This window comes from Pandoraea sp. (assembly GCF_004297875.1).
GTDB lineage: Bacteria > Pseudomonadota > Gammaproteobacteria > Burkholderiales > Burkholderiaceae > Pandoraea.
This window is the reverse complement of the sequence record NZ_SCSK01000001.1, coordinates 146,645-166,942: the sequence shown is the minus strand read 5'-3', so window position 1 is coordinate 166,942 and position 20,298 is coordinate 146,645. Positions and strand designations below refer to the sequence as shown.

20 protein-coding genes are annotated in these 20,298 nt (G+C 67.0%); 9 read left to right on the top strand and 11 right to left on the bottom strand.

Annotated features, from left to right (window positions below; translation table 11 throughout):
• Window positions 1–36: 36 nt before the first annotated feature.
• From glmS to EPN80_RS00805, 5 genes are read right to left on the bottom strand one after another with little or no spacing between them, the layout of a single operon-like run.
• Entirely contained in the window at window positions 37–1,866 is a 1,830-nt protein-coding gene (glmS, locus tag EPN80_RS00825) for a glutamine--fructose-6-phosphate transaminase (isomerizing) (protein WP_293022381.1), read from the bottom strand.
• Window positions 1,867–1,912: 46 nt separating this feature from the next.
• Window positions 1,913–3,271, bottom strand: a complete 1,359-nt coding sequence (gene glmU, locus EPN80_RS00820) for a bifunctional UDP-N-acetylglucosamine diphosphorylase/glucosamine-1-phosphate N-acetyltransferase GlmU (protein ID WP_293022378.1) — start codon at window positions 3,269–3,271, stop codon at window positions 1,913–1,915.
• Window positions 3,272–3,314: 43 nt separating this feature from the next.
• The gene (gene ttcA, locus EPN80_RS00815; protein ID WP_366469127.1) at window positions 3,315–4,244 is read right to left on the bottom strand and encodes a tRNA 2-thiocytidine(32) synthetase TtcA; all 930 of its coding nucleotides are present in this window, start codon (window positions 4,242–4,244) and stop codon (window positions 3,315–3,317) included.
• Between the two features lie 14 nt (window positions 4,245–4,258).
• Complete coding sequence (locus tag EPN80_RS00810; RefSeq protein WP_047215394.1) at window positions 4,259–4,654, bottom strand: dihydroneopterin aldolase; 396 nt, start codon at window positions 4,652–4,654, stop codon at window positions 4,259–4,261.
• 13 nt (window positions 4,655–4,667) lie between these two features.
• Window positions 4,668–5,489 (bottom strand): SDR family oxidoreductase, encoded by an 822-nt coding sequence (locus EPN80_RS00805; RefSeq protein ID WP_293022368.1) that lies wholly within the window; start codon window positions 5,487–5,489, stop codon window positions 4,668–4,670.
• Window positions 5,490–5,558: 69 nt separating this feature from the next.
• Between EPN80_RS00805 and EPN80_RS00800 the strand changes: the two genes are divergently transcribed.
• The 5 genes from EPN80_RS00800 (at window position 5,559) to EPN80_RS00780 (ending at window position 10,204) form a co-directional block, all read left to right on the top strand.
• Complete coding sequence (locus EPN80_RS00800) at window positions 5,559–6,737, top strand: SAM-dependent methyltransferase (RefSeq protein ID WP_293022365.1); 1,179 nt, start codon at window positions 5,559–5,561, stop codon at window positions 6,735–6,737.
• A gap of 4 nt (window positions 6,738–6,741) precedes the next feature.
• A complete protein-coding gene (locus EPN80_RS00795; protein WP_293022362.1) occupies window positions 6,742–6,936 on the top strand; it encodes a DUF2905 domain-containing protein in 195 nt (64 codons plus the stop codon).
• A 135-nt stretch (window positions 6,937–7,071) separates the two neighbouring features.
• Window positions 7,072–7,977 carry a MurR/RpiR family transcriptional regulator gene (locus EPN80_RS00790; protein WP_366469129.1) on the top strand — a complete coding sequence of 302 codons (906 nt, stop codon included), beginning with the start codon at window positions 7,072–7,074 and terminating at the stop codon, window positions 7,975–7,977.
• A 30-nt stretch (window positions 7,978–8,007) separates the two neighbouring features.
• Entirely contained in the window at window positions 8,008–9,336 is a 1,329-nt protein-coding gene (locus EPN80_RS00785) for an aspartate aminotransferase family protein (protein ID WP_293022356.1), read from the top strand.
• Window positions 9,337–9,343: 7 nt separating this feature from the next.
• Window positions 9,344–10,204, top strand: a complete 861-nt coding sequence (locus tag EPN80_RS00780; RefSeq protein ID WP_293022354.1) for a 3-keto-5-aminohexanoate cleavage protein — start codon at window positions 9,344–9,346, stop codon at window positions 10,202–10,204.
• A gap of 67 nt (window positions 10,205–10,271) precedes the next feature.
• On the opposite strand, the gene EPN80_RS00775 is transcribed toward EPN80_RS00780, so the two are convergent.
• The 5 genes from EPN80_RS00775 to EPN80_RS00755 all read right to left on the bottom strand — a co-directional run bounded on the left by EPN80_RS00775 (window position 10,272) and on the right by EPN80_RS00755 (window position 16,580).
• Window positions 10,272–11,426 carry an OpgC family protein gene (locus tag EPN80_RS00775; protein ID WP_293022351.1) on the bottom strand — a complete coding sequence of 385 codons (1,155 nt, stop codon included), beginning with the start codon at window positions 11,424–11,426 and terminating at the stop codon, window positions 10,272–10,274.
• Window positions 11,427–11,520: 94 nt separating this feature from the next.
• Window positions 11,521–12,774, bottom strand: a complete 1,254-nt coding sequence (locus tag EPN80_RS00770) for a multifunctional CCA addition/repair protein (RefSeq protein WP_293022348.1) — start codon at window positions 12,772–12,774, stop codon at window positions 11,521–11,523.
• On the bottom strand, window positions 12,771–13,415 hold the full coding sequence (locus EPN80_RS00765) for a glutathione S-transferase family protein (protein ID WP_293022345.1): 645 nt from the start codon (window positions 13,413–13,415) through the stop codon (window positions 12,771–12,773). The genes EPN80_RS00770 and EPN80_RS00765 overlap by 4 nt, the downstream gene beginning before the upstream one ends.
• Window positions 13,416–13,546: 131 nt before the next feature.
• Window positions 13,547–14,503, bottom strand: coding sequence for a complex I NDUFA9 subunit family protein (locus tag EPN80_RS00760; protein ID WP_293022421.1), 957 nt, complete (start codon window positions 14,501–14,503; stop codon window positions 13,547–13,549).
• 88 nt (window positions 14,504–14,591) lie between these two features.
• Window positions 14,592–16,580, bottom strand: a complete 1,989-nt coding sequence (locus EPN80_RS00755) for a lytic transglycosylase domain-containing protein (RefSeq protein ID WP_293022343.1) — start codon at window positions 16,578–16,580, stop codon at window positions 14,592–14,594.
• A 25-nt stretch (window positions 16,581–16,605) separates the two neighbouring features.
• On the opposite strand from EPN80_RS00755, the gene EPN80_RS00750 reads away from it, so the two are divergent.
• Complete coding sequence (locus EPN80_RS00750; RefSeq protein ID WP_293022340.1) at window positions 16,606–17,244, top strand: 5-formyltetrahydrofolate cyclo-ligase; 639 nt, start codon at window positions 16,606–16,608, stop codon at window positions 17,242–17,244.
• Here the strand turns inward: EPN80_RS00750 and EPN80_RS00745 are convergent.
• Complete coding sequence (locus EPN80_RS00745) at window positions 17,214–17,738, bottom strand: winged helix DNA-binding protein (RefSeq protein WP_293022338.1); 525 nt, start codon at window positions 17,736–17,738, stop codon at window positions 17,214–17,216. The genes EPN80_RS00750 and EPN80_RS00745 overlap by 31 nt on opposite strands.
• 131 nt (window positions 17,739–17,869) lie before the next feature.
• Here EPN80_RS00745 and pxpB point away from each other — a divergent pair, with 131 nt between their 5' ends.
• From pxpB to pxpA, 3 genes are read left to right on the top strand one after another with little or no spacing between them, the layout of a single operon-like run.
• Entirely contained in the window at window positions 17,870–18,523 is a 654-nt protein-coding gene (gene pxpB / locus EPN80_RS00740) for a 5-oxoprolinase subunit PxpB (RefSeq protein WP_293022335.1), read from the top strand.
• Entirely contained in the window at window positions 18,520–19,554 is a 1,035-nt protein-coding gene (locus tag EPN80_RS00735) for a biotin-dependent carboxyltransferase family protein (RefSeq protein ID WP_293022332.1), read from the top strand. The genes pxpB and EPN80_RS00735 overlap by 4 nt, the downstream gene beginning before the upstream one ends.
• Complete coding sequence (gene pxpA, locus EPN80_RS00730; protein ID WP_293022330.1) at window positions 19,554–20,294, top strand: 5-oxoprolinase subunit PxpA; 741 nt, start codon at window positions 19,554–19,556, stop codon at window positions 20,292–20,294. Before EPN80_RS00735 ends, pxpA begins: the two co-directional genes overlap by 1 nt.
• Window positions 20,295–20,298 lie beyond the last annotated feature (4 nt).

The window sequence follows — 20,298 nt, the reverse complement described above, 5'->3', positions numbered from 1 at the left end:
TTCCCGCGCACACGTTACTTGACCGTTACTTCGCCGTCACTCCACCGTCACCGACTTCGCCAGGTTGCGTGGCTTGTCGACGTCGGTGCCGCGCGCGCAGGCGGTGTGGTAGGCCAGCAGCTGCAGCGGCACGACGTGCAGGATCGGCGAGAGCGGGCCGTAATGCTCGGGCATGCGGATGACATGGATGCCGTCGCCATTGCCGATGTGGGTGTCGGCGTCGGCGAATACGTAGAGCTGGCCGCCGCGCGCGCGCACTTCCTGCATGTTGGACTTGAGCTTTTCGACCAGCGCGTCGTTGGGCGCCACCGTGACCACCGGCATGGCTTCCGTGACCAGCGCCAGCGGACCGTGCTTGAGTTCGCCGGCCGGATAGGCCTCGGCGTGGATGTACGAGATTTCCTTGAGCTTGAGCGCGCCTTCGAGCGCGATCGGGTAGTGCAGCCCGCGGCCGAGGAACAGCGCGTTGTCCTTGCGGGCGAATTCGTCGGCCCAGGCGATGATTTGCGGCTCCAGCGCCAGCACGCTGTTGAGCGCCGCCGGCAGGTGGCGCAGCCGGGTCAGATAGCTTTCTTCCTGCGCCGCGTCGAGATGGCCGCGCAGCTTGGCCAGCGTGAGCGTGAGCAGGAACAGCGCCGCGAGTTGCGTGGTGAAGGCCTTGGTCGAAGCCACGCCGATTTCGGTGCCGGCGCGCGTCAGGTAGTGCAGCGCGGTTTGCCGCACCATCGCGCTGGTGGCCACGTTGCATACGGCCAGGGTGTGTTGGTGCCCGAGCGACTGCGCATGCTGCAGCGCGGCCATGGTGTCGGCGGTTTCGCCCGATTGCGAGATCACCACCACCAGCGCGTTGGGGTTCGGCACGCTGTCCCGATAGCGGTATTCGCTGGCGACTTCGACCTGCGTGGGAATCCGGGCGATCGATTCGAGCCAGTACTTGGCCGTCAGCCCGGAGTAGTAGCTGGTGCCGCAGGCGAGAATCAGCAGCGAGTCGACCCGCCCGAGGGTGCCGGCCGCGTTCGCGCCAAACAGCTCGGGCGTGATCGCGGCCACGCCCTCCATGGTGTCGGCGATGGCACGCGGTTGTTCGAAGATTTCCTTTTGCATGTAATGGCGGTACGGGCCGAGATCGACCGCGCCGCTGTAGGCGGTCACGGTGCGCACTTCGCGCTGGGCCGGGGCGTCGTCGCGATCGACGATATTCACGCCGTCCAGGGTCAGCTCGGCGACGTCGCCTTCTTCGAGGTAGATGAACTGGTCGGTCGTGCCCGCCAGCGCAAGCGCGTCGGAGGCGAGGAAGTTCTCGCCGTTGCCGAGCCCGACCACCAGCGGCGAGCCGACGCGCGCGCCGACCACGTGATGCGGCTCCTGCTTGCGGAACACGGCAATCGCGTACGCGCCGTGCAGACGCTTGGTGGCCAGGCGCACCGCCTTGAAGAGGTCGTCCGCGGCGTGGTTCTTGAGCAGCAGATGTACCAGGTGGGCGATCACCTCGGTGTCGGTCTGCGAGACGAACTCGTAACCCTGGCCGCGCAGCTCCTCGCGTAGCGCCTCGTGGTTCTCGATGATGCCGTTATGCACCAGCGCGATTTCGTCGCATGAAAAAATCGGGTGCGCGTTGACGGTCACGGGCGCGCCGTGCGTGGCCCAGCGGGTATGCGCGATAGCCGTCTCGCCGGCCAGCCCGCTCTGCTCGACTTGCGCAGCCAGGTCGGCCACGCGCGCCACGCTGCGCGCGCGCTCGAGCCGATCGCCGGCCAGCGCGGCGACGCCGCACGAATCGTAACCGCGGTATTCGAGGCGCCGCAGGCCTTCGACCAGAATCGATACGACGTTACGTTGCGCCACCGCGCCGACAATGCCACACATGATTTGTCCTTTTAAGTGTTCTCGGTAAGCCGCCTGCCCGGCAGCATCATTGCTTCTTGGCCGGGCGCGTGTAATCGGCCCGGCTGACCTGCCGCTTTTCGTTCAGGACCAGCGCGCCCGCCTCGACGTTCTGCCACACCGTCGTGCCGGCCGCGATGGTCGCGCCCTTGCCTACCGTGACGGGCGCCACCAGTTGGGTATCCGAACCAATGAAAACGTCGTCTTCGATGACCGTGCGATGCTTGTTGGCGCCATCGTAATTGCAGGTGATGGTGCCTGCGCCCACATTCACGCGCGCGCCGACCGTCGAGTCGCCCACATAGGCCAGATGGTTGGCCTTCGCGCCGGCGGCCAGCGTGCTGTTCTTGACTTCGACGAAGTTGCCGATGTGCACCTCGTCGGCCAGCGCCGCGCCCGGACGCAGACGGGCATACGGCCCGATGCGCGCCTGCGCGCCGATGCGCGCGCCGTCGAGATGGCTGAATGCATCGACGTGCGTACCGGCGCCGATCTCGCTGTCGCGGATCACGCAGTGCGGGCCGATCACCACGCCGTCGGCCAGGCTGACCTGCCCCTCGAACACGCAACCGACGTCGATCGTCACGTCGTTGCCGCAGGTGAGCGTGCCGCGCACGTCGAGCCGCGCCGGGTCGAGCACCGTCACGCCGGCGTCGGTCAGCGCCAATGCCACGTTGCGCTGATGAATGCGTTCGAGCTCGGCCAGTTGCGTCTTGCTGTTCACGCCCAGGGTTTCCCACGCGGCGTCCGGCTGCGCGGTGACCACGTCCATGCCGTCGGCGACGGCACGCTCGACCACGTCGGTCAGATAGTATTCGCCCTGCGCGTTGCTGTTGGACAACGTGCCGAGCCACGCCTTGAGCCGGCGCGTCGGAGCCACGATGATGCCGGTGTTGATCTCGTGAATCGCCAATTGCTCCGGAGTGGCGTCTTTCTGCTCGACGATGCGCTGCACGCGCCCGGCCGCGTCGCGCACGATGCGTCCGTAGCCGCTCGGGTCGTCGAGCGAGACGGTGAGCACGCCGAGCTTGCGGTCGCCGGCGGCCTGCACCAGTTGCCGCAGGGTTTGCGCGCGCGTGAGCGGCACATCCCCGTACAGCACCAGCGTCGGCACCGATTCGTCGAGCTGCGCCGCGGCCTGCTGCACCGCATGTCCGGTGCCGAGCTGTTCGGCCTGCTCGGCAAAAAGAATGTCGGGCGCGCCCAGCGCCTCGCGCACCCGGCCGGCGCCGTGACCGATCACCACCACCAGCCGGCCCGGCGACAGCGCGCGCGCGGTGTCGATCACGTGCCCCAGCAATGGCCGGCCAGCCAGCGGGTGCAGCACTTTGGGCAGCGAGGAGCGCATGCGCTTGCCGAGCCCCGCGGCGAGAATGACGATATTCATGGCAATACCTGAGTCACGATGAAAATAATTGTAGTCAGAACGCTCAGTCGTCGAAGTGAACAAATGTAACCGCCGTTTCTGACATTGCCGTGGCGCCGCAGGCTTCGTCGGGCGCTTCGTCGAACGCGATGTCGCCGTTCGGGTCGGCGCGGCCGGTGGCGCGCAGCCCCTTGAAGTCATGCAACTGCGGATCCATCAGGTGCGACGGCACGACATTGCCCAGCGCGTTGAAGATCGACTCGATGCGCCCGGGAAACCTGCGCTCCCAGTCGCGGATCATCGCCTTCATCTCGGCGCGCTTGAGATTGGGCTGGCTGCCGCACAGGTTGCACGGGATGATCGGGAACGCCTTGAACTCCGCGTAGCGCTCCAGATCGCGCTCCTTCACGTAGGCCAGCGGGCGAATCACGATGTGGCGGCCGTCGTCCGATTGCAGCTTGGGCGGCATACCCTTGAATTTGCCGCCGTAGAACATGTTCAGGAACAGTGTCTCGAGGATGTCGTCGCGGTGGTGGCCCAGCGCGATCCTGGTCGCACCCAGCTCGCCCGCCACACGGTACAGGATGCCGCGCCGCAGTCGCGAGCACAGCGAGCAGGTGGTCTTGCCCTCGGGCACCAGTCGCTTGACGATGCTGTAGGTATCCTGCGTTTCGATATGAAACGGCACGCCCAGGCCGCTCAGGTAATCGGGCAGCACATGCGCGGGAAAGCCCGGCTGCTTCTGGTCGAGATTGACGGCCACCAGATCGAAGTGGATCGGCGCGCGCTCGCGCAGCTTGAGCAGGATGTCGAGCAGCGCATAGCTGTCCTTGCCGCCGGACAGGCATACCATGACCTTGTCGCCGTCCTCGATCATGTTGTAGTCGCCGATCGCCTTGCCGACCAGGCGCGCCAGCCGCTTCTCGAGCTTGTTGTTCTCGAAGGCGAGCTTTTGCGCCGCCTTGGTGTCCGGCGCGCTCGCCGCGTCATGCATGACCGCGCTCATGCTCAGGCATCCTTGATGAGAAACACTTCGATGCCGACCGATTCGCAGTCCGGATACACATCGGGCTTTTCGGTCGAAACCCGTACCGCGCGCACGCGGGGGTGCGCCAGCATGATTTTGGCGACGTCGTCGCACAGCGTTTCCTGCAGGTGGATATGGCCCTGGGCGACGCGGTTGGCAATGGTCTCGCGCATGAAGTCGTAATCGACGACTTCATCGAGCTTGTCCTGCTGCGGCGTCGATTGCGCCAGCGGAACGAATAATTCGACGTTGATCAGCACGCGCTGCTCGCCGCGTTTTTCGAACTCGTGCACGCCGATATTGATGTTCACCTCATAGTCGCGCAAAAACATGCGGCGGCAATCGGCGAGGCGGGAGTGAAACAGGGCGCTATACATGGTGGGGGTTCTCTTATGGGGATTCGATCGCGAACATCACGTCGCGCAGCGAGGGTTGCAGGTGCTGGCCGCCGTCGACCATCAGCACCGTGCCGGTCACGGCCGGCGCCTGTGCCAGATAAGCCACCGCCTGGGCAATGTCGTCCGGCGTGGAAGAGCGGCCCAGCGGCGTTTGCCGGTGAGCCACGGCGAAGTTCTCGGCGCTCTGGCTGCCCGAGACCAGCGTGATGCCCGGCGCCACCCCCACCACCCGCAGCTTCGGCGCGAAGGCCTGGGCCAGCGCTACCGTCGCGGCCTGCAGGGCGGCTTTCGACAGGGTGTACGACAGATAGTCGGGATTCATGTTGACCAGTTTCTGGTCGAGCAGGTTGATGATCACCGCGCGGCCGTCGTCGGGCAGCGCCCGGTGCAGTTCGCGGGCCAGCACCAGCGGGGCGCCGGTGTTGATCGCGGCATGCCGCGCCAGTGCCGCGTAGCCGAAGGTCTCGGGCGTGTCATAGGCGAACAGCGAGGCGTTGTTGACCACGCAATCGGGCAGCCCCAGCGCCTGCCGGCAGCGCTCGATCAGGCCGGCGGCGGCGGCCTCGTCGGCCAGATCGGCGGGCAGCACCGCGGCGCGGCGCCCCAGCGCCTCGATCTCGCCGGCCACCGCCCGCGCCTCGTCCAGCGAGGCGCCGCAATGCACGGCGATGTCCCAGCCGCCGCGCGCCAGGGCGAGCGCGATGCTGCGCCCGATGCGCCGCGCCGCGCCCGTCACCAGGGCAATGCGCGGCCCGGCACCGGCTTGCGCCGGCTCGGCCGGCAAGGGGGTCAGGGGGGAAGAAGAATCAGTCATGTGCTTTACTTGCGCCCATCAGGCACCACATCGCGCACCGCGCCCGAGCCACTCCGCTACAATGCCGGGATGAATCAGGCCGCACCAAAACCCCCTAGTTTACCCGTTCCGGAGCCCGTCGCGCTGGAACATTCGCGCCAATTGTCGCGCCACATCGCGTCGGCCATCGCCGCCGCGCGCGGCTGGGTGCCGTTCGATCGCTATATGGCGCTGGCGCTCTACGCGCCCGGCCTGGGCTATTACAGCGCCGGCGCGGCCAAGTTCGGCAAGCTGGCCAGCGACGGCAGCGATTTCGTCACCGCGCCGGAGCTCACGCCGCTGTTCGCCCGCACGCTGGCGCGCCAGGCCGCCGAGGTTTTCGAGGCCAGCGGCGCGGCGCACATCCTGGAGTTCGGCGCCGGCTCCGGGCGTCTGGCCGCCGACCTGCTGCTCGAACTCGAGGCGCTCGGCCGGCCCTGCGCCCAGTACGCGATCCTGGAATTGTCGGGCGAGCTGCGCGAGCGGCAACGCGCGACGCTGAGCGCCGCCGCGCCGCACCTGGTCGATCGCGTGATCTGGCTGGACGCCCTGCCGGCCGCTTTCAGCGGCCTGATGATCGGCAACGAAGTGCTCGACGCGATGCCGGTACGCCTGCACGTGCGGCGCGATGGGCAGTGGCTCGAGCGCGGCGTGACAGTGCGCGACGGCAGCTTCGCTTTCGTCGACCAGGCCGGCGCGACGCCCGCCGCGCTGCGCGATCTGGCGCCGGACGACGGCTATGTGACCGAGAGCCACGAGGCGGCCCAGGCGTTCGTGCGCAGCGTCGCGCCGGTGCTGGTGCGCGGCGCGCTGCTGTTGATCGACTATGGCTTTCCGGCACGCGAGTACTACCACCCGCAGCGAGCGCAAGGCACGCTGATGTGCCACTACCGGCACCATGCGCACGACGACCCGTTCTACTACCCGGGCCTGCAGGACATCACCGCGCACGTCGAATTCACCGGCATTGCCGAGGCCGGGATCGAGGCCGGCCTCGAGTTGCTCGGCTTTACCTCGCAGGCGCGCTTTCTGCTCAACGGCGGCCTGCTCGACCTGGTAGGCACGCTCGACGCGACCGACCCGCTGACCTACCTGCCCGCCGTCAACGGCGTGCAGAAGCTGCTCTCGGAAGCGGAAATGGGCGAGCTGTTCAAGGTCATCGGCTTCGCCAGACAGATCGACGGCACGCTCTCCGGTTTCGCCGGCGGCGACCGCTCCCATACGCTGTAACGCCATGTTCCGCTGGATGTTTACCGTCTTCGTGGCCGTCACGATCCTGTCGTCGGCCCAGCCCTGGCTGAGCCGCCTGGGCGTCGGCCGCCTGCCGGGCGACCTGCGCCTGCGCTGGCGCGGCAAGGAATACGTCTTTCCGTTTGCCTCGACGGTGGTGCTGTCGGTACTGGGCATGCTGTTGATGCGCTTTCTGTAAATTCCCACGCGACGCCGTCACAAACCCGCGCAGCGGCTCAAATAAGCCCGGCTCTTGGGTTAACCCCAGATGACTCAATTGTTTCATTTTTAATATTATGAAACAATTGAGTCAATTCGGATGCTCGCCCCCGTGATGAATTACGACCAGCTGATCGCGCTGCTGCGCGACAAAGCCGCTACGCTGTCGCCCCAGTTGCGCCGCGCCGCGATGGCGCTCGAGGCGCATCGGGACGATGTCGCTCTATTGTCGATGCGCGAACTGGCCAGGCAGTGCGAGCTGCCGCCCGCCACCTTCTCCCGCCTGGCCCGCACGCTGGGCTTCGACGACTTCGCGGCAGTGCGCGCGATTTGCGTCGAACACGTACGGGCCCAGGCCGACGGCTTTGCGCAGCGCGCCAGCACGCTCGCGCCGGGCGATGCCAACACACCCGACGAGGTCGAGCCGGCTGGCGACATGCGCCGCATCGGTCAGGCCATCGCCGCTCATCTCGATGCGGCATTCTCGGCCGACCATGCGCCGTCGCTCGAGCGGGCCGCCCAGGCGCTGCATGGGGCCCGCCGCGTGGTGCTGCTGGGCGCGCGCAGTTGCCTGGCGCTGACGCACTTCCTGGGCTACGCGACGCATTTGTTCGACGACAAGGTGATCGTGTCGTATGGCGCGGGGCACACGATGGCCGATCCGCTGCGCTTTGTCGAAGCGGGCGACGCAGTGCTGGCCGTGACCTTCGACCCTTACACGCGAGAAATCATCGAGAGCATGGCCTATGCGCGAGCGCGCGGCGCCACGCTGATTTTTCTGACCGACAGCACCCTGGCGCCCGGTGCCGACGCAGCCGACGTCGTACTGCTCGCGCCGGTGGCGATTCCATCGTTCTTTCATTCACTGGCCGCGCCGCTGGCATTGCTCGACGCGCTTGTGCTGCGCTGGTTCCGGCTGGCCGGTCCGGCCGCGCTCGAGCGGCTGGCGCAGACCGATATGCAACTCCGGCAGGCGCGCGCCTACGTGCGCGCGCCCCGGCGTGGCGCGCTCAGTGACTGATATGACCGCACGCTCTCCCGGAACCCCGACATGACGCATGTATTTCATCGCAACCCGCGCCTGCCGCTGCCCACGGCCATCGGCGGCGAGGGTATCTATCTGATCGACAGCGAGGGCAAGCGCTATCTCGATGCCTCGGGCGGCGCCGCGGTGTCGTGCCTGGGGCACGGCCACGCGCGCGTCATCGCGGCGATCCAGCGCCAGGCACAGTCGCTGGCCTATGCGCACACCTCGTTCTTCACCAGCGAGCCGGCCGAGGCGCTTGCCACGCGCCTGGTACAAAGCGCGCCGGCCGGACTCAATCACGTGTACTTCGTCTCGGGCGGCTCGGAAGCCATCGAAGCCGCGCTGAAGCTGGCGCGCCAGTATTTCGTCGAAAGCGGCGCGCCGCAACGGCAGTATTTCATCGCTCGGCGCCAGAGCTACCACGGCAATACGCTGGGCGCACTGGCCATCGGCGGCAACGCCTGGCGGCGCGAACCATTCCTGCCGATCCTCGTGCCGGCGCACCATGTATCACCCTGCTACGCTTACCGCGACCAATTACCCGGCGAGACCGAGCAACAGTATGCGCAGCGGCTGGCCGACGAGCTTGAAGCGAAGATCGTCGAGCTGGGTGCCGAGCGCGTGGCGGCGTTCGTGGCCGAGACAGTGGTCGGCGCCACCGCCGGCGCGGTCCCGCCCGTGGCGCAATATCTGAAGAAGATTCGGGCCGTGTGCGACAAATACGGCGTGCTGCTGATTCTCGACGAAATCATGTCGGGCATGGGGCGCACCGGTCATTTGTTCGCCTGCAACGAAGACGGCGTGGTGCCCGACATTCTCGCCATCGCCAAGGGACTCGGCGCCGGCTATCAGCCGATCGGCGCGACGCTCGCGCACGACAGGGTGTATGACGCGATCGTCGGCGGATCGGGTTTTTTCCAGCATGGCCACACCTATCTCGGGCACGCGACCGCTTGCGCGGCCGCGCTCGAAGTGCAGAACGTCATCGCCGAAGAGAAGCTGCTCGATAACGTGCTGGCGCGCGGCGAACAACTGCGCTCGCAACTGCGCACCCGCTTCGCCGAGCATCCGCATATCGGCGACGTGCGCGGACGCGGCCTGTTCGTCGGCGTGGAGCTGGTGGCCGAGCGCGCCAGCAAGGCGCCGTTCGACCCGGCGCGCCGGCTGCATGCCAGGATCAAGCGCGAGGCGATGCGCCTGGGCATGCTGACCTACCCGATGGGCGGCACCATCGACGGCGTAAGCGGCGACCACGTGCTGCTGGCGCCGCCATTCATTTGCGACGCTGCCGCCATCGAACAGATCGTCGAGCGCCTGGCGCTCGCCATCGACGCTGCCTTAACCCTTGAGTGAGACTGCCATGACCAGCACAGCCACCCCGCCCCTGCCCGAGCGCGCCCCCATCGCCGTGGCCAGCGCCCCCAACGGCGCGCGCAAGACCCACGCCGACCACCCGGCGCTGCCGATCACGCCCGACGAACTCGCGGCCACCGCGCGCGCCTGCCTGGACGCCGGCGCGGCGATGCTGCATCTGCATGTGCGACACGCCGATGGCACTCATAGCCTGGAAGCGGCCGACTATCGGCCGGCCATCGAGCGGGTGCGCCAGGCGGTCGGCCAGCGGCTGGTGCTGCAGGTGACGACCGAGGCGGTCGGCCGATATACGCCGGCCCAGCAAATGGCCGTGGTGCGGGAACTGCGGCCCGAGGCAGTGTCGGCCGCGCTACGCGAGCTGGTGCCCGATGCCGCGCATGAGAGCGAGGCCACCGCATTCTTCGGCTGGCTGGCGGCCGAGCACATCGTGCCGCAATACATCCTCTACGACGCGGCCGATGTCGGCCGCTACTTCGATTTGCGCCGGCGCGGCCTGATTCCCCCGGGCGGTCATTGGGTGCTGTTCGTGCTGGGACGCTACAGCGCGGGCCAAACCTCGTCGCCCGACGACCTGCTGCCGTTCCTGCACGCCTGGCACGCCGAGACCGCGCTCAGCGCCGGCGTGCGCTGGGCGGTTTGCGCGTTCGGCGCGCGCGAGGCCGAATGCGCGCTGGCCGCGGCGCTGCTCGGCGGTCATGCGCGGCTCGGTTTCGAAAACAATATGCTGCTGGCCCAGGGTGAGTTGGCGCCGGATAACGCGGCTCTGATCCGTCAATTCGCCAGCGCTGCCGGCGTGCTGCACCGGCCGCTTGCCGATGCCGAGCAATTGCGCAGCTGGTTCGCTTGAACCCTGCGGCAAGGCGACGCTAGACGCCAAGGCCGGCCACGGCGGCCGGCCTGTTCAATGACAAGCGTCATGCCGACGCACGTGAGCGCCGGGCCTGGCCAAGCGACTCGCCACGCGGCCGGCGCCAGGGTTGACGGCCAAACCATGCCGCACCGCCGGCCCACACCCACAGCAGCGCAACGCCACCGCCATTGACCAGCAGATTCGGCAGTACGCCCATGCCGAGACGGTCGAACACGATGCCGCCGATGAACGACATCATCACGCCCAGCACAAACACCGGCAGCGAGTGCTGGCCGATCAGCACGACCTGGCGCGCCAGGCCCGAAGCCGGGAAAGTCGGCACCAGCCTCAGCAGCGCCACCACGACGTAGGCCTGCGCGAAGAAATACAGCAGGCGCAGCACGCCCAGGTCGGTCTTGCGGGCCAGCACCGCCAGCATGTCGCGCGCATCGGCCAGCAGTCCGGGATGAAGCGGCCAGCGCATCGCGAACACCAGCCACGACCCCAGCGCAAGCACTGCCGCGGCCAGCGCCAGGCGCCTGACGGTAACCCGCGGTATGGCGAACCATCCGGCCCCGAAACCGTAACCGATCACGAACAGAATCTGCCACGCGAACGGATCGAAGAACCAGGGCCGGCCGGTGGTCGGGTCCGCCACCGGATTCCAGCGGTTCGCGGTGCCGACCACATACAGGGCGACCGACAGTGCGATGACCAGCCTGGGCGAGAGCCGCGCGCATAGCACCATCAGCGGTACGCCGGCCAGAAAAAACATGTAGAGCGGCAGGATATCGAACAGATTGGGCAAATATCCCAGCGACAGCAGCTTGACCAGCGAGGTGCCGGGGTCGGCCAGCACTTGGGTCAGATTGAGGCTGGCCACATAACGCCCGCCGCCAAAGTGCTGGTCGGCCGCCACCGCGATGGCAAACACCGCGACGAACAGGCCGATATGCGCGCGGTACAACTGCCAGACGCGCTGCGCCACGCGGCCCAGGCCGGCGAACCAGCCGGCCCGTTCGAAACTGCGGCCGAAGGCCAGTGCCGATGACACGCCGGCCAGAAAAATAAAGGTTTCCGCCGAGTCGCTCAGGCCGAACATGCGTGGCGTGAAATTGCCGAGCAGATTGTTCGGCGTATGGTCGATGAAGATGATGACAAGCGCCAGACCACGAAAAAAATCGATCCGCAGGTCGCGCGAGGAGGGGGGCTGATTCATGATGGCTCTCCTGCTACGCCAGGACGCGTAGAAATGGAGGCACAGAATACTCTGAAATCAAATCGTCCGTAATGTCCCAGATCACACCTTGCGGCTATGGCGCAGCGGACGGCCCGCCTGCCCCGAGCGCCGCATCCACCGCCTCGATGCGGGCGGCTTGCACGGCCTCGCGGATGGCGCCGGGCTGGCTGCAGGCTTGCGCCACGGCCCCGGCGTCGACGCCTTGCGCCGCGGCCAGCGCCGCCAGCAGTCGCTCGGCCTGCGGGTAGGGCGTATCCACCAGCCCCAGGCGGCCGCGCGCGTCGGCTTCGCACGCCTGCAGGATTTCCCTGAAGCGCGCCGGCTTGCGCAACGCGTCGCAACGCTCGAGCAGGCGCACCAGCGGCGCCGCGCCGAACTCGCCGCAGCGATGTATGTTGCCATGCTCGCGCGCGACGACCAGGGCCAGCTCACGGCAGTCGTTGGGCACGCGCAGCCGGCCGCACAGCGGTCCGAGCAAGTCGACGCTGCGCCCCTCGTGCCCGAGGTGGCGCGGCAGGATATCGGCCGGCGTGGTGCCCTTGCCCAGATCGTGCGTGAGCGCGGCGAATCGTACCGGCAGGCTGAAGCCTTGCGAGGCGGCGTAATCGAGCACCATCATGATGTGCAGGCCGGTGTCGATCTCCGGGTGATAATCGGCGCGCTGAGGCACTCCCCACAGGCGATTCACTTCGGGCAGCACAGGGGCCAGCGCGCCGCACTCGCGCAGCACCGCGAACATGCGCGACGGCCGGTGTTCCATCAGGCCGCGCGCGAGTTCCTGCCAGACGCGCTCGGGCACCAGTGCATCGACCTCGCCGTTGTCGACCATCTCTCGCATCAGGCCGAGCGTGGACGGCGCCACGGAAAACGTGTGAAAACGCGCGGCAAAACGGGCGCATCGCAGAATCCGTACCGGGTCCTCGGCGAATGCCGCGCCGACGTGCCGGAACACGCCCATGTGCAAATCGTCGCGCCCGCCGTATGGATCGATCACCAGGGCATCGATGGTGCCGTCGGGCAGCACCTCGCGCGCCATTGCATTGATGGTGAAGTCGCGCCGCGCGAGATCCTCTTCCAGCGTGACATCCGGTGCGTAATGGAAGTCGAAGCCGTGATAGCCGCGCGCGGTCTTGCGCTCGGTACGGGCCAGCGCATATTCGGCATGCGTGAGCGGATGCAGGAAGACCGGAAAATCGCGACCGACCGGGCGAAAGCCGCGCGCGACCATTTCTTCGGGCGTCGCGCCCACCACCACGAAATCGCGATCCTTGACCGTCAGGCCAAGCAGCTCATCGCGCACCGCGCCGCCCACTTCGTAGATTTTCATGAATGGCTGTCGTACTTGGAGATCGCCTCGGTTTCCTGGCGGGCTGCCCTCACCCAGTCCTGCACGGCGGGCAACGCGCCGAGGCGTTCGGCATAGGCCTGTGCGACGGCGGAAAGCGGCGGCCGGTAAGTGTTGAAGCGCATGACCACCGGCGCATACATCGCATCGGCGATCGTGAATTCGCCGAACAGGAACGGACCGCGGTAGCGCGTCAGGCAGTCTTCCCAGAGCGCGACGATGCGCTCGATGTCGGCCGCCACGCCGGGCGTGAGGCCCTTGCCGGAGAAATCGGCACGGATATTCATCCACATATGCGTGCGCAGCTCGCCAAACCCGGAATGCATCTCGGCGCTCACGCTGCGGGCGTGGGCGCGTGCGGCCACATCGCCCGGCCACAATGCCAGTGCCGGGAATTTTTCGGCGAGGTATTCGCAGATCGCCAGCGAATCCCACACCGTCACCGCGCCGTCGACCAGGCCGGGCACGCGCCCGGAGGGCGAGTAGCGCACGATGTTTTCATGGCTGTCGGGCTGGTCGAGCAGGATCCTGATTTCCTCGAACGGAATGCGGAAATGCTGCAGCACCAGCCACGGCCGCATCGACCAGGACGAATAGTTTTTGTTGGCAATCACCAGTTTCACGCGAACTCCATCGGACAAGGTTGAGAATCGAGGCCGGCCTGCGCCGGGTGAGGCCGCCCCTGGTCAATGCCACGCGGCTGGGTCGGTGCGCGAGCGGCGCGGCACAGGGGCCGCGCACGTTCGCCCGGTCGTCAACGACCGGCGTGAGTGCGATAGGCGGACAGGCGCTCCTGAAAAAGCCGACCGAGCAGATAGTCGATCGCGCTGTCGAGATGGCGCGGCACCAGCCCGAGCTCGGGCGAGATGGGGCCGCTGAGGACGTTGTCCACGCGCATCGAGTCGAGGTTGTCGCGAGTGAGGAGCGGTCCGCCCGGCGCGTGTTCGAGCATGGCCGCCTGCAAGCGGCCCAGGCCATCCGGCAGCGCAATGATCGGGCGCGGATGATCGCTGGCGAGACCGGCAATCCGCACCAACTCGGCCAGCGTATAGACTTGCGGCCCGCCCAGCTCATAAGTGCGTCCCACCGTGTCGGCCAGCGGCAGCGCGTTGACAAAGGCCTGCGCCACATCGGCGACATGAATCGGCTGGAAGCGCGCCCCGGCGCATGCCAGCGGCACGCACGGCAGGTGGCGCTGCATGCGCGCGAACATGTTGAGAAAATTGTCGCCGGGGCCGAACACCACCGACGGGCGAAACACGGTGACCGCCAGTCCGGGACGCGAGCGCACCGCCGCTTCGCCGTCCCCCTTGGAGCGCAGATACATGCTGGGGCCGTTCGGATCGGCCCCCAGCGCGCTCATGTGCAGCAAGCGCCCGATGCCGGCCGCCTCGCAGGCCGCCGCGATGGCGCCCGGCAGGCCCACGTGCGCGGCGGCGAATTCGGGGCCATACGGCGTGCCGCGCCGGCCGTGCAGAATGCCGACCAGATTGACCGCCGCGTCGCAGCCGCGCAGTGCGCGCGCCAAGCCGTCGGGCTGATTCACATTACATTCGATCAGCTCGACGCCCGGCAACATGGCGAGCGCCTTGGCCGCCTCGGCGCGCCGCGTCGGCACCCTGACGCGGTAACCCTGCTCGATGAGTTTATTGACGAGGCTGGCCCCGATGAACCCGGACCCGCCGATGACGCAAATTCCCGTATATCGCATCATTCGCTCCGTGCAATGAAAGACTCCAGACACGCCCCGGCGACAAGCGCGCACTTAGAAACGCCATCAAAATGCAGCGAAGCGGTTCTTACTGCGGGAAGATGATCCCCAGCCGCGCCTTGAGCGATTGCGGCTTGCCGCTGATCAGGGCGGCATAGTAAGTCGTGTTCGACAAAACGTTTTCCACATAGATGCGCGTCTCGTTGAACGGAATCGTCTCGGCGAAGATGGCCCCCTCGACCGGCCGCGTCAGCGAGGCTCGCCAATTGCGTGGCCGCCCTGGGCCGGCGTTGTAGCCGGCCGAAGCCAGCACCGCCGAGCCGTCGAATTGATTGTAGATCATCGACAGGTAATTCGTACCCAGCAGCAGATTCGTGTCGATGTCGTGAATTGCCGACGAATCGTAGTCGATGCCGATCTTGCGGGCAACCAGGCGTGCAGTGGCCGGCATCAATTGCATCAGCCCCGAGGCGCCAACCGCCGAATTGGCGTTGATGATGAAACGCGACTCCTGGCGTATCAGCCCATAGGCCCAGGCCGGGTCGAGGTCGACCGCCGCGGCGTTGCGCTCCATCGCGCTGCGAAACGGCATCAGGTAGCGCAGCGTGAAGTCCTCCTCGGTGCGGGTGCGGTCGGCGGTATTGACCGCACGATCGTACAGCTCGATGCTCTTGGCGTATTCGGCGGCCGCGAGCAGCTGGCGGTCATCCATGCGGCGCAGCTCCCAGTTCCACTCGCGGTTGCCTTCGAGGCGCAGATTCAGCGCATAGAGTTTTTCCGCACGCAGGAAACCGGGCACGTTGCGCATCGCGTCGACTTCGGCCGGGGTGACGGTCGTGCGGGGCGGAATCGTGATCTTGCCGCCCAGCGCCTCGAGCGCCAATTGCCCGTAGAAGTTGTACTGATTGCTGATGCGCTCGAATTGACGGCGCGCCGCCTCGGATTGGCCGGTCGCGCTCAGGGCGCGGCCGTACCAGTAGATCCAGACCGAATCACCGCGCAGCTCCGGAGCCAGCTGCTCGATGGCGCTGCGCACCGCCGGCCAGTCGCCGGCGCGCAGCGCCGCACGCACCTTCCATTGCTGGGCCGGAAACGACAGGCGCACGTCGCCGCTGCGGCCATACCAGTCGGATGCCTGGGGATCCAGTTGCAGCGCCGCCTGATAAGCGATCTCTCCCCAGCCCGCCTGCCGCTCCTGCGGCGACAGATAGGCGGAGATCTCGCTGAGCGAGGCCGAGGCCAGCGCGGGACTGTTGCGCGCCATGCGGGTAATGGCCAGCAGCGCCAGTTGGCGCGATGCGTCGGTATCCTGGATGCCGCGCGCGAGCAGTTGCGTCGGCCGATTCGCCGCCATGTCGAGCAGCGTGTCGTCGGGCCGCTGGTCGCCCAGCGCGTCGGCGATTTCCTTGCCCAGCGTCACGTAATTGCTCTCGTAGGCCTGTCGAATCTGGAACCAGACGTCGTCAGGCGTGAGCTGCTTCATCTGCGCGAGCATGTTGATCATGTCGACGCAGCCTTCGCCGAAATACCGCGGATGCACCAGCAGGTCGCGCGCCAGGACACCCACCTGCTCGCCACGGCTGGCGCGCGACATCAGCGCGTAGCACTTGACCTGGGTATCGTCGTTGAGCACGAACTTGGCGTACTGGGCGTCGAAGGTTTTCCAGTCGTGCCGCTTGCCCAGCACCAGCAGCCAGTCGTTGCGCAGGCGGTCGGCAATCGCCCGGCCGCGATATTTGTTCAGGAAGGCGCGGATGATGTCGTCGGGCGCATCGACCAGCGCCTTGCCCTGCGAGTCGAACATCTGCGGCCTGATCTGGAAATACTGGACGTAGGATTGGATCGGGTAATCGCGCAGATGCTCGGCCAATTCGGTGGCGCGCGCCACGTCGTTATCGAGCGCCGCATTGCGCAGCGCAACGAAAATCTCATCGGGGGTTTGCGGGATTGCCGTGGGCCGTTCGAGCCTGGCGTGGCGGAAGTGACTTGCCGCGCCGGTGGTAGTGCAGGCCACCAAACTGGCGGCTGTCAAAAAGGCCGCAACTACGCGATATACTCGAGTCAAACGCTTTGACATTATTAACAACTGCGGCAGGGACAGGATGGCAGCTAGCATAGCACGGGACCCCATCGGCGAGGAGCCGCCAACGCAGGCAAAAGCAACGAAAACAACACTGCGCTCCAATCTGTTGGCAGTACGGCGCGAGCTGCCCGATCGCCCGCGCCGCGATGCCATGTTGAGCGAGCGGCTGGCCGATCTGCTGGCGCGCGAAGCCCCCGCGTGCGTCGGTTTTTATTGGCCCATTCTTGACGAGTTCGATGCGCGCCCGGTGATCATCGAGTGGCTGGCGCAAGGCAGCGCCGGCCAGCGTCGGCTGGCCGCCCTGCCGGTGGTGACGGATCCGCGCGAACCGTTGGTGTTCCATGCCTGGACGCCCGACAGTCCGATGCTCGAGGGCTATTACCGGATTCCGGTTCCGGCCCACAACCAGCCGCTGGCGCCCGACCTGATTCTGATTCCTTGCGTGGGATTCAACCGGCAGGGTTACCGGCTGGGTTACGGCGGCGGCTTCTACGACCGCACCCTGGCGGCGCTCGATCCACGCCCGCGCGCGGTCGGCATCGCCTTCGAGGCCACCGAGACGCCCGCCCTGAAGGTCCAGCCGCATGACGTGCGCCTGGACATCGTGCTCACCGAATCGGCCACGCTCTACAGCGAAGCGGCCGAGCGCGAGGCTTGATCGTATAGCCCGGAGATGGTTCGCAACAGTTGCGCCGCATCGCCGATCGCCCGACTCTCCAGACCGCTCTCGGCCAGCGCCTCGATCAGGCACTGCTCGCGCACCTCGCGATAACGCAGGCACAGCGCACTGCCCTTGTCGGTCGCGGAGAAAAACACTTCCTTGCCGATCTTCTCGCTTTTGACGTAACCGGCCTTGACCAGCTTCTTCAGGCCGTAGGTGGCAATGTGCGTGTCTTCGATATTCAGCACGAAGCAGATGTCGGCGAGCTTTTTCTTGCGGTCGCGGTGATTCACATGATGCAGCAACGACACTTCGACCGGCGCCATGTCCTTGACCCCGGCGGCCGACATGCAGCGCGCCATCCAGCGATTGAACGCATTGCTGGCCACGATCAGGCCATATTCGAGCTCGGAGGTCTCGGCGCCCTTTTCCGACACCAGATGGGCCGAAGAAACGATTTGCGGTGTGGGCTGGCGCGGTTTCGCGGTCATACAATGGGTTCCAACTGTCGTCAACATGATACAAGTATAGCTGCGCGGAAGTAAAAACTGCGTGCCGTGTACGCGATTATCTATAATACATCGACAATTCGTTGATATTATGTAGCAAAAGACCAGCCTCCATGTCGACACTGAGCATCCTCCCGCTGGGCGAAGCCGCCCTGCTCTGCATTCCGCCGCCGCCCACCAGCCTGGTCACGCAGCGGCGCATCTGGTCGGTCGCCACCATGCTGCAGGCGCGCCCCGATGTGCTCGAGATGGTGCCTGGGATGAACAACTTCACGGTGATCTTCGACCCGCTGCACACCGATCCCGCGGTCCTCGAGAGCGCCCTGCTCGCGGCATGGGAGGGGGCCGACGACCAGGCCGAGGCGGGCCGCGAGATTGAAATTCCGGTGCGCTACGGCGGCGTGCACGGCCCCGACCTGGCCGAAGTCGCGCTGCGCACCGGTCTCTCGCCCGAGGCGGTGGTGCGGCGCCACGCCGACGGCGACTACGTGGTGTATTTCCTGGGCTTCCTGCCCGGCTTCGCCTATCTTGGCGGCCTCGACCCCAGCCTGGCCACACCACGCCGCGCCGAGCCGCGACTGGCGGTACCCGCTGGCTCGGTCGGCATCGGCGGCGCGCAAACCGCGATCTATCCGGTGGTCTCGCCCGGCGGCTGGCAACTGATCGGGCGCACCGACCTGCCGCTGTTCGATCCCGCGCAAATGCCGCCGACCCTGCTGAGTCCGGGCGACCATGTGCGCTTCATTATCGAAAGCGTCGAACTGTGATAGAGATCTTGCGCGCCGGTGTACTCAGCTCCGTCCAGGATCTCGGGCGGCACGGCTTTCGCCATCTCGGCATCGGCGCCTCCGGCGCGCTCGACCCACTCGCCATGCTGGTGGGCAATCGCCTGCTCGACAATCCGGTGGACGCGGCCGTGCTCGAATTCACGCTCGGCGCAAGCGCCGTGCGTTTTGCCTGCGACTGCCGGATCGCACTGACCGGCGCCGACTGCCGCGCCGAGCTCGACGGCCAGCCGGTGTGGTCGTGGTGGAGCTTCCCGGTCTCGCGGGGCCAGACCCTGACACTGCGCGGCCCGCGCCAGGGCATGCGCACCTATCTCGCCATCGCCGGCGGGATCGACGTGCCGGTGCTGCTGAATTCGCGCAGCACCCACTTGAGCGGCGGCTTCGGCGGCTGGCACGGTCGGGCGTTGCGCGACGGCGACCGTCTGCCGGTGGGCAACGCGAGCGCGGCGCTCGAGTCTCGCGGCGAACCTTGCGGCGTGCAACCGCCGGCCGGCTTCCCGGGCCTGGAAACCACCACGATCCGCGTGTTGAACGGCCCGGAGTATGAGGATTTCACGGTGGCCTCGCACAAGACGTTCTGGGACACGGACTGGCAAGTGACGCCGAACAGCAACCGCATGGGTTACCGGCTCGGCGGGCCGGAGCTGCACCGCAGGAAGCAACGGCACCACGACCTGCTCTCGCATGGCGTGGTGCCCGGCGTGGTGCAGGTGCCGCCCGCCGGCCAGCCGATCATCCTGATGGCCGACGGACAGACCACCGGCGGCTACCCCAAGATCGGCGTGGTGATTGGCGCGGACCTTTGGAAGCTCGCGCAAGTGCGGCTGGGTGCGGCCGTGCACTTTGTTCCGGTGTCGCGCACCGAGGCGCTGCAGGCGCTGCAAGACACGCGCCGCTATCTGGATCAGGTCGACCGGATCCTGGCCTGGCGGCACGCCGGCGTGGTCCAGGCCGGCCCGCGCCGCGCGATCACCCGCGCCCCTCAATCCACCCTCTCCCGGAGTCAATAATGCAGATCGATCTCAACGCCGATGTGGGCGAAGGCTGCGACAGCGACGAAGCCTTGCTGGCCCTGATCAGTTCCGCCAACATCGCCTGCGGCTGGCATGCGGGCGACGCCGCCACCATGCATCGCACTGTCGCCTGGGCCATCGAGCATAACGTCGCGATTGGTGCGCATCCGAGTTTTCCGGATCGCGAGAACTTCGGCCGCAGCGAAATGCATCTGCCTGCCGACGAAGTGTATGCCGGCATGCTCTACCAGATCGGCGCGCTGGCGGCCATCGCCCAGGCGCACGGCGGCGTGCTGGCGCATGTCAAGCCACATGGCGCGCTCTACAACCAGGCCGCGCGCGATCCGGCGCTGGCCCAGACCATTGCCAAGGCGGTGCGCGATTTCGATCCGGGCCTGGCGCTGTTCGGCCTGGCCGGCGGCGAGCTGGTGCGTGCGGCGCGCGATGCCGGCCTCACCGCCGTCGAGGAGGTGTTTGCCGATCGCGGCTATAACCCGGACGGCACGCTGGTCAAGCGCGGCACGCCCGGCGCCTTGATCGACGACGAAGAACAGGCGCTCGCGCAGACCCTCGAGATGATCGAGCGGCAGCGGGTGCGCGCCCGCGACGGCAGCTGGGTCGGCATCAATGCGCAAACCGTCTGCCTGCACGGCGACGGGCCGCATGCGCTGGCGTTTGCCCGGCGCATCGGCACGCGCCTGCGCGAGGCCGGCATCGAAATCCGCCCGGTCAACTGAGCGC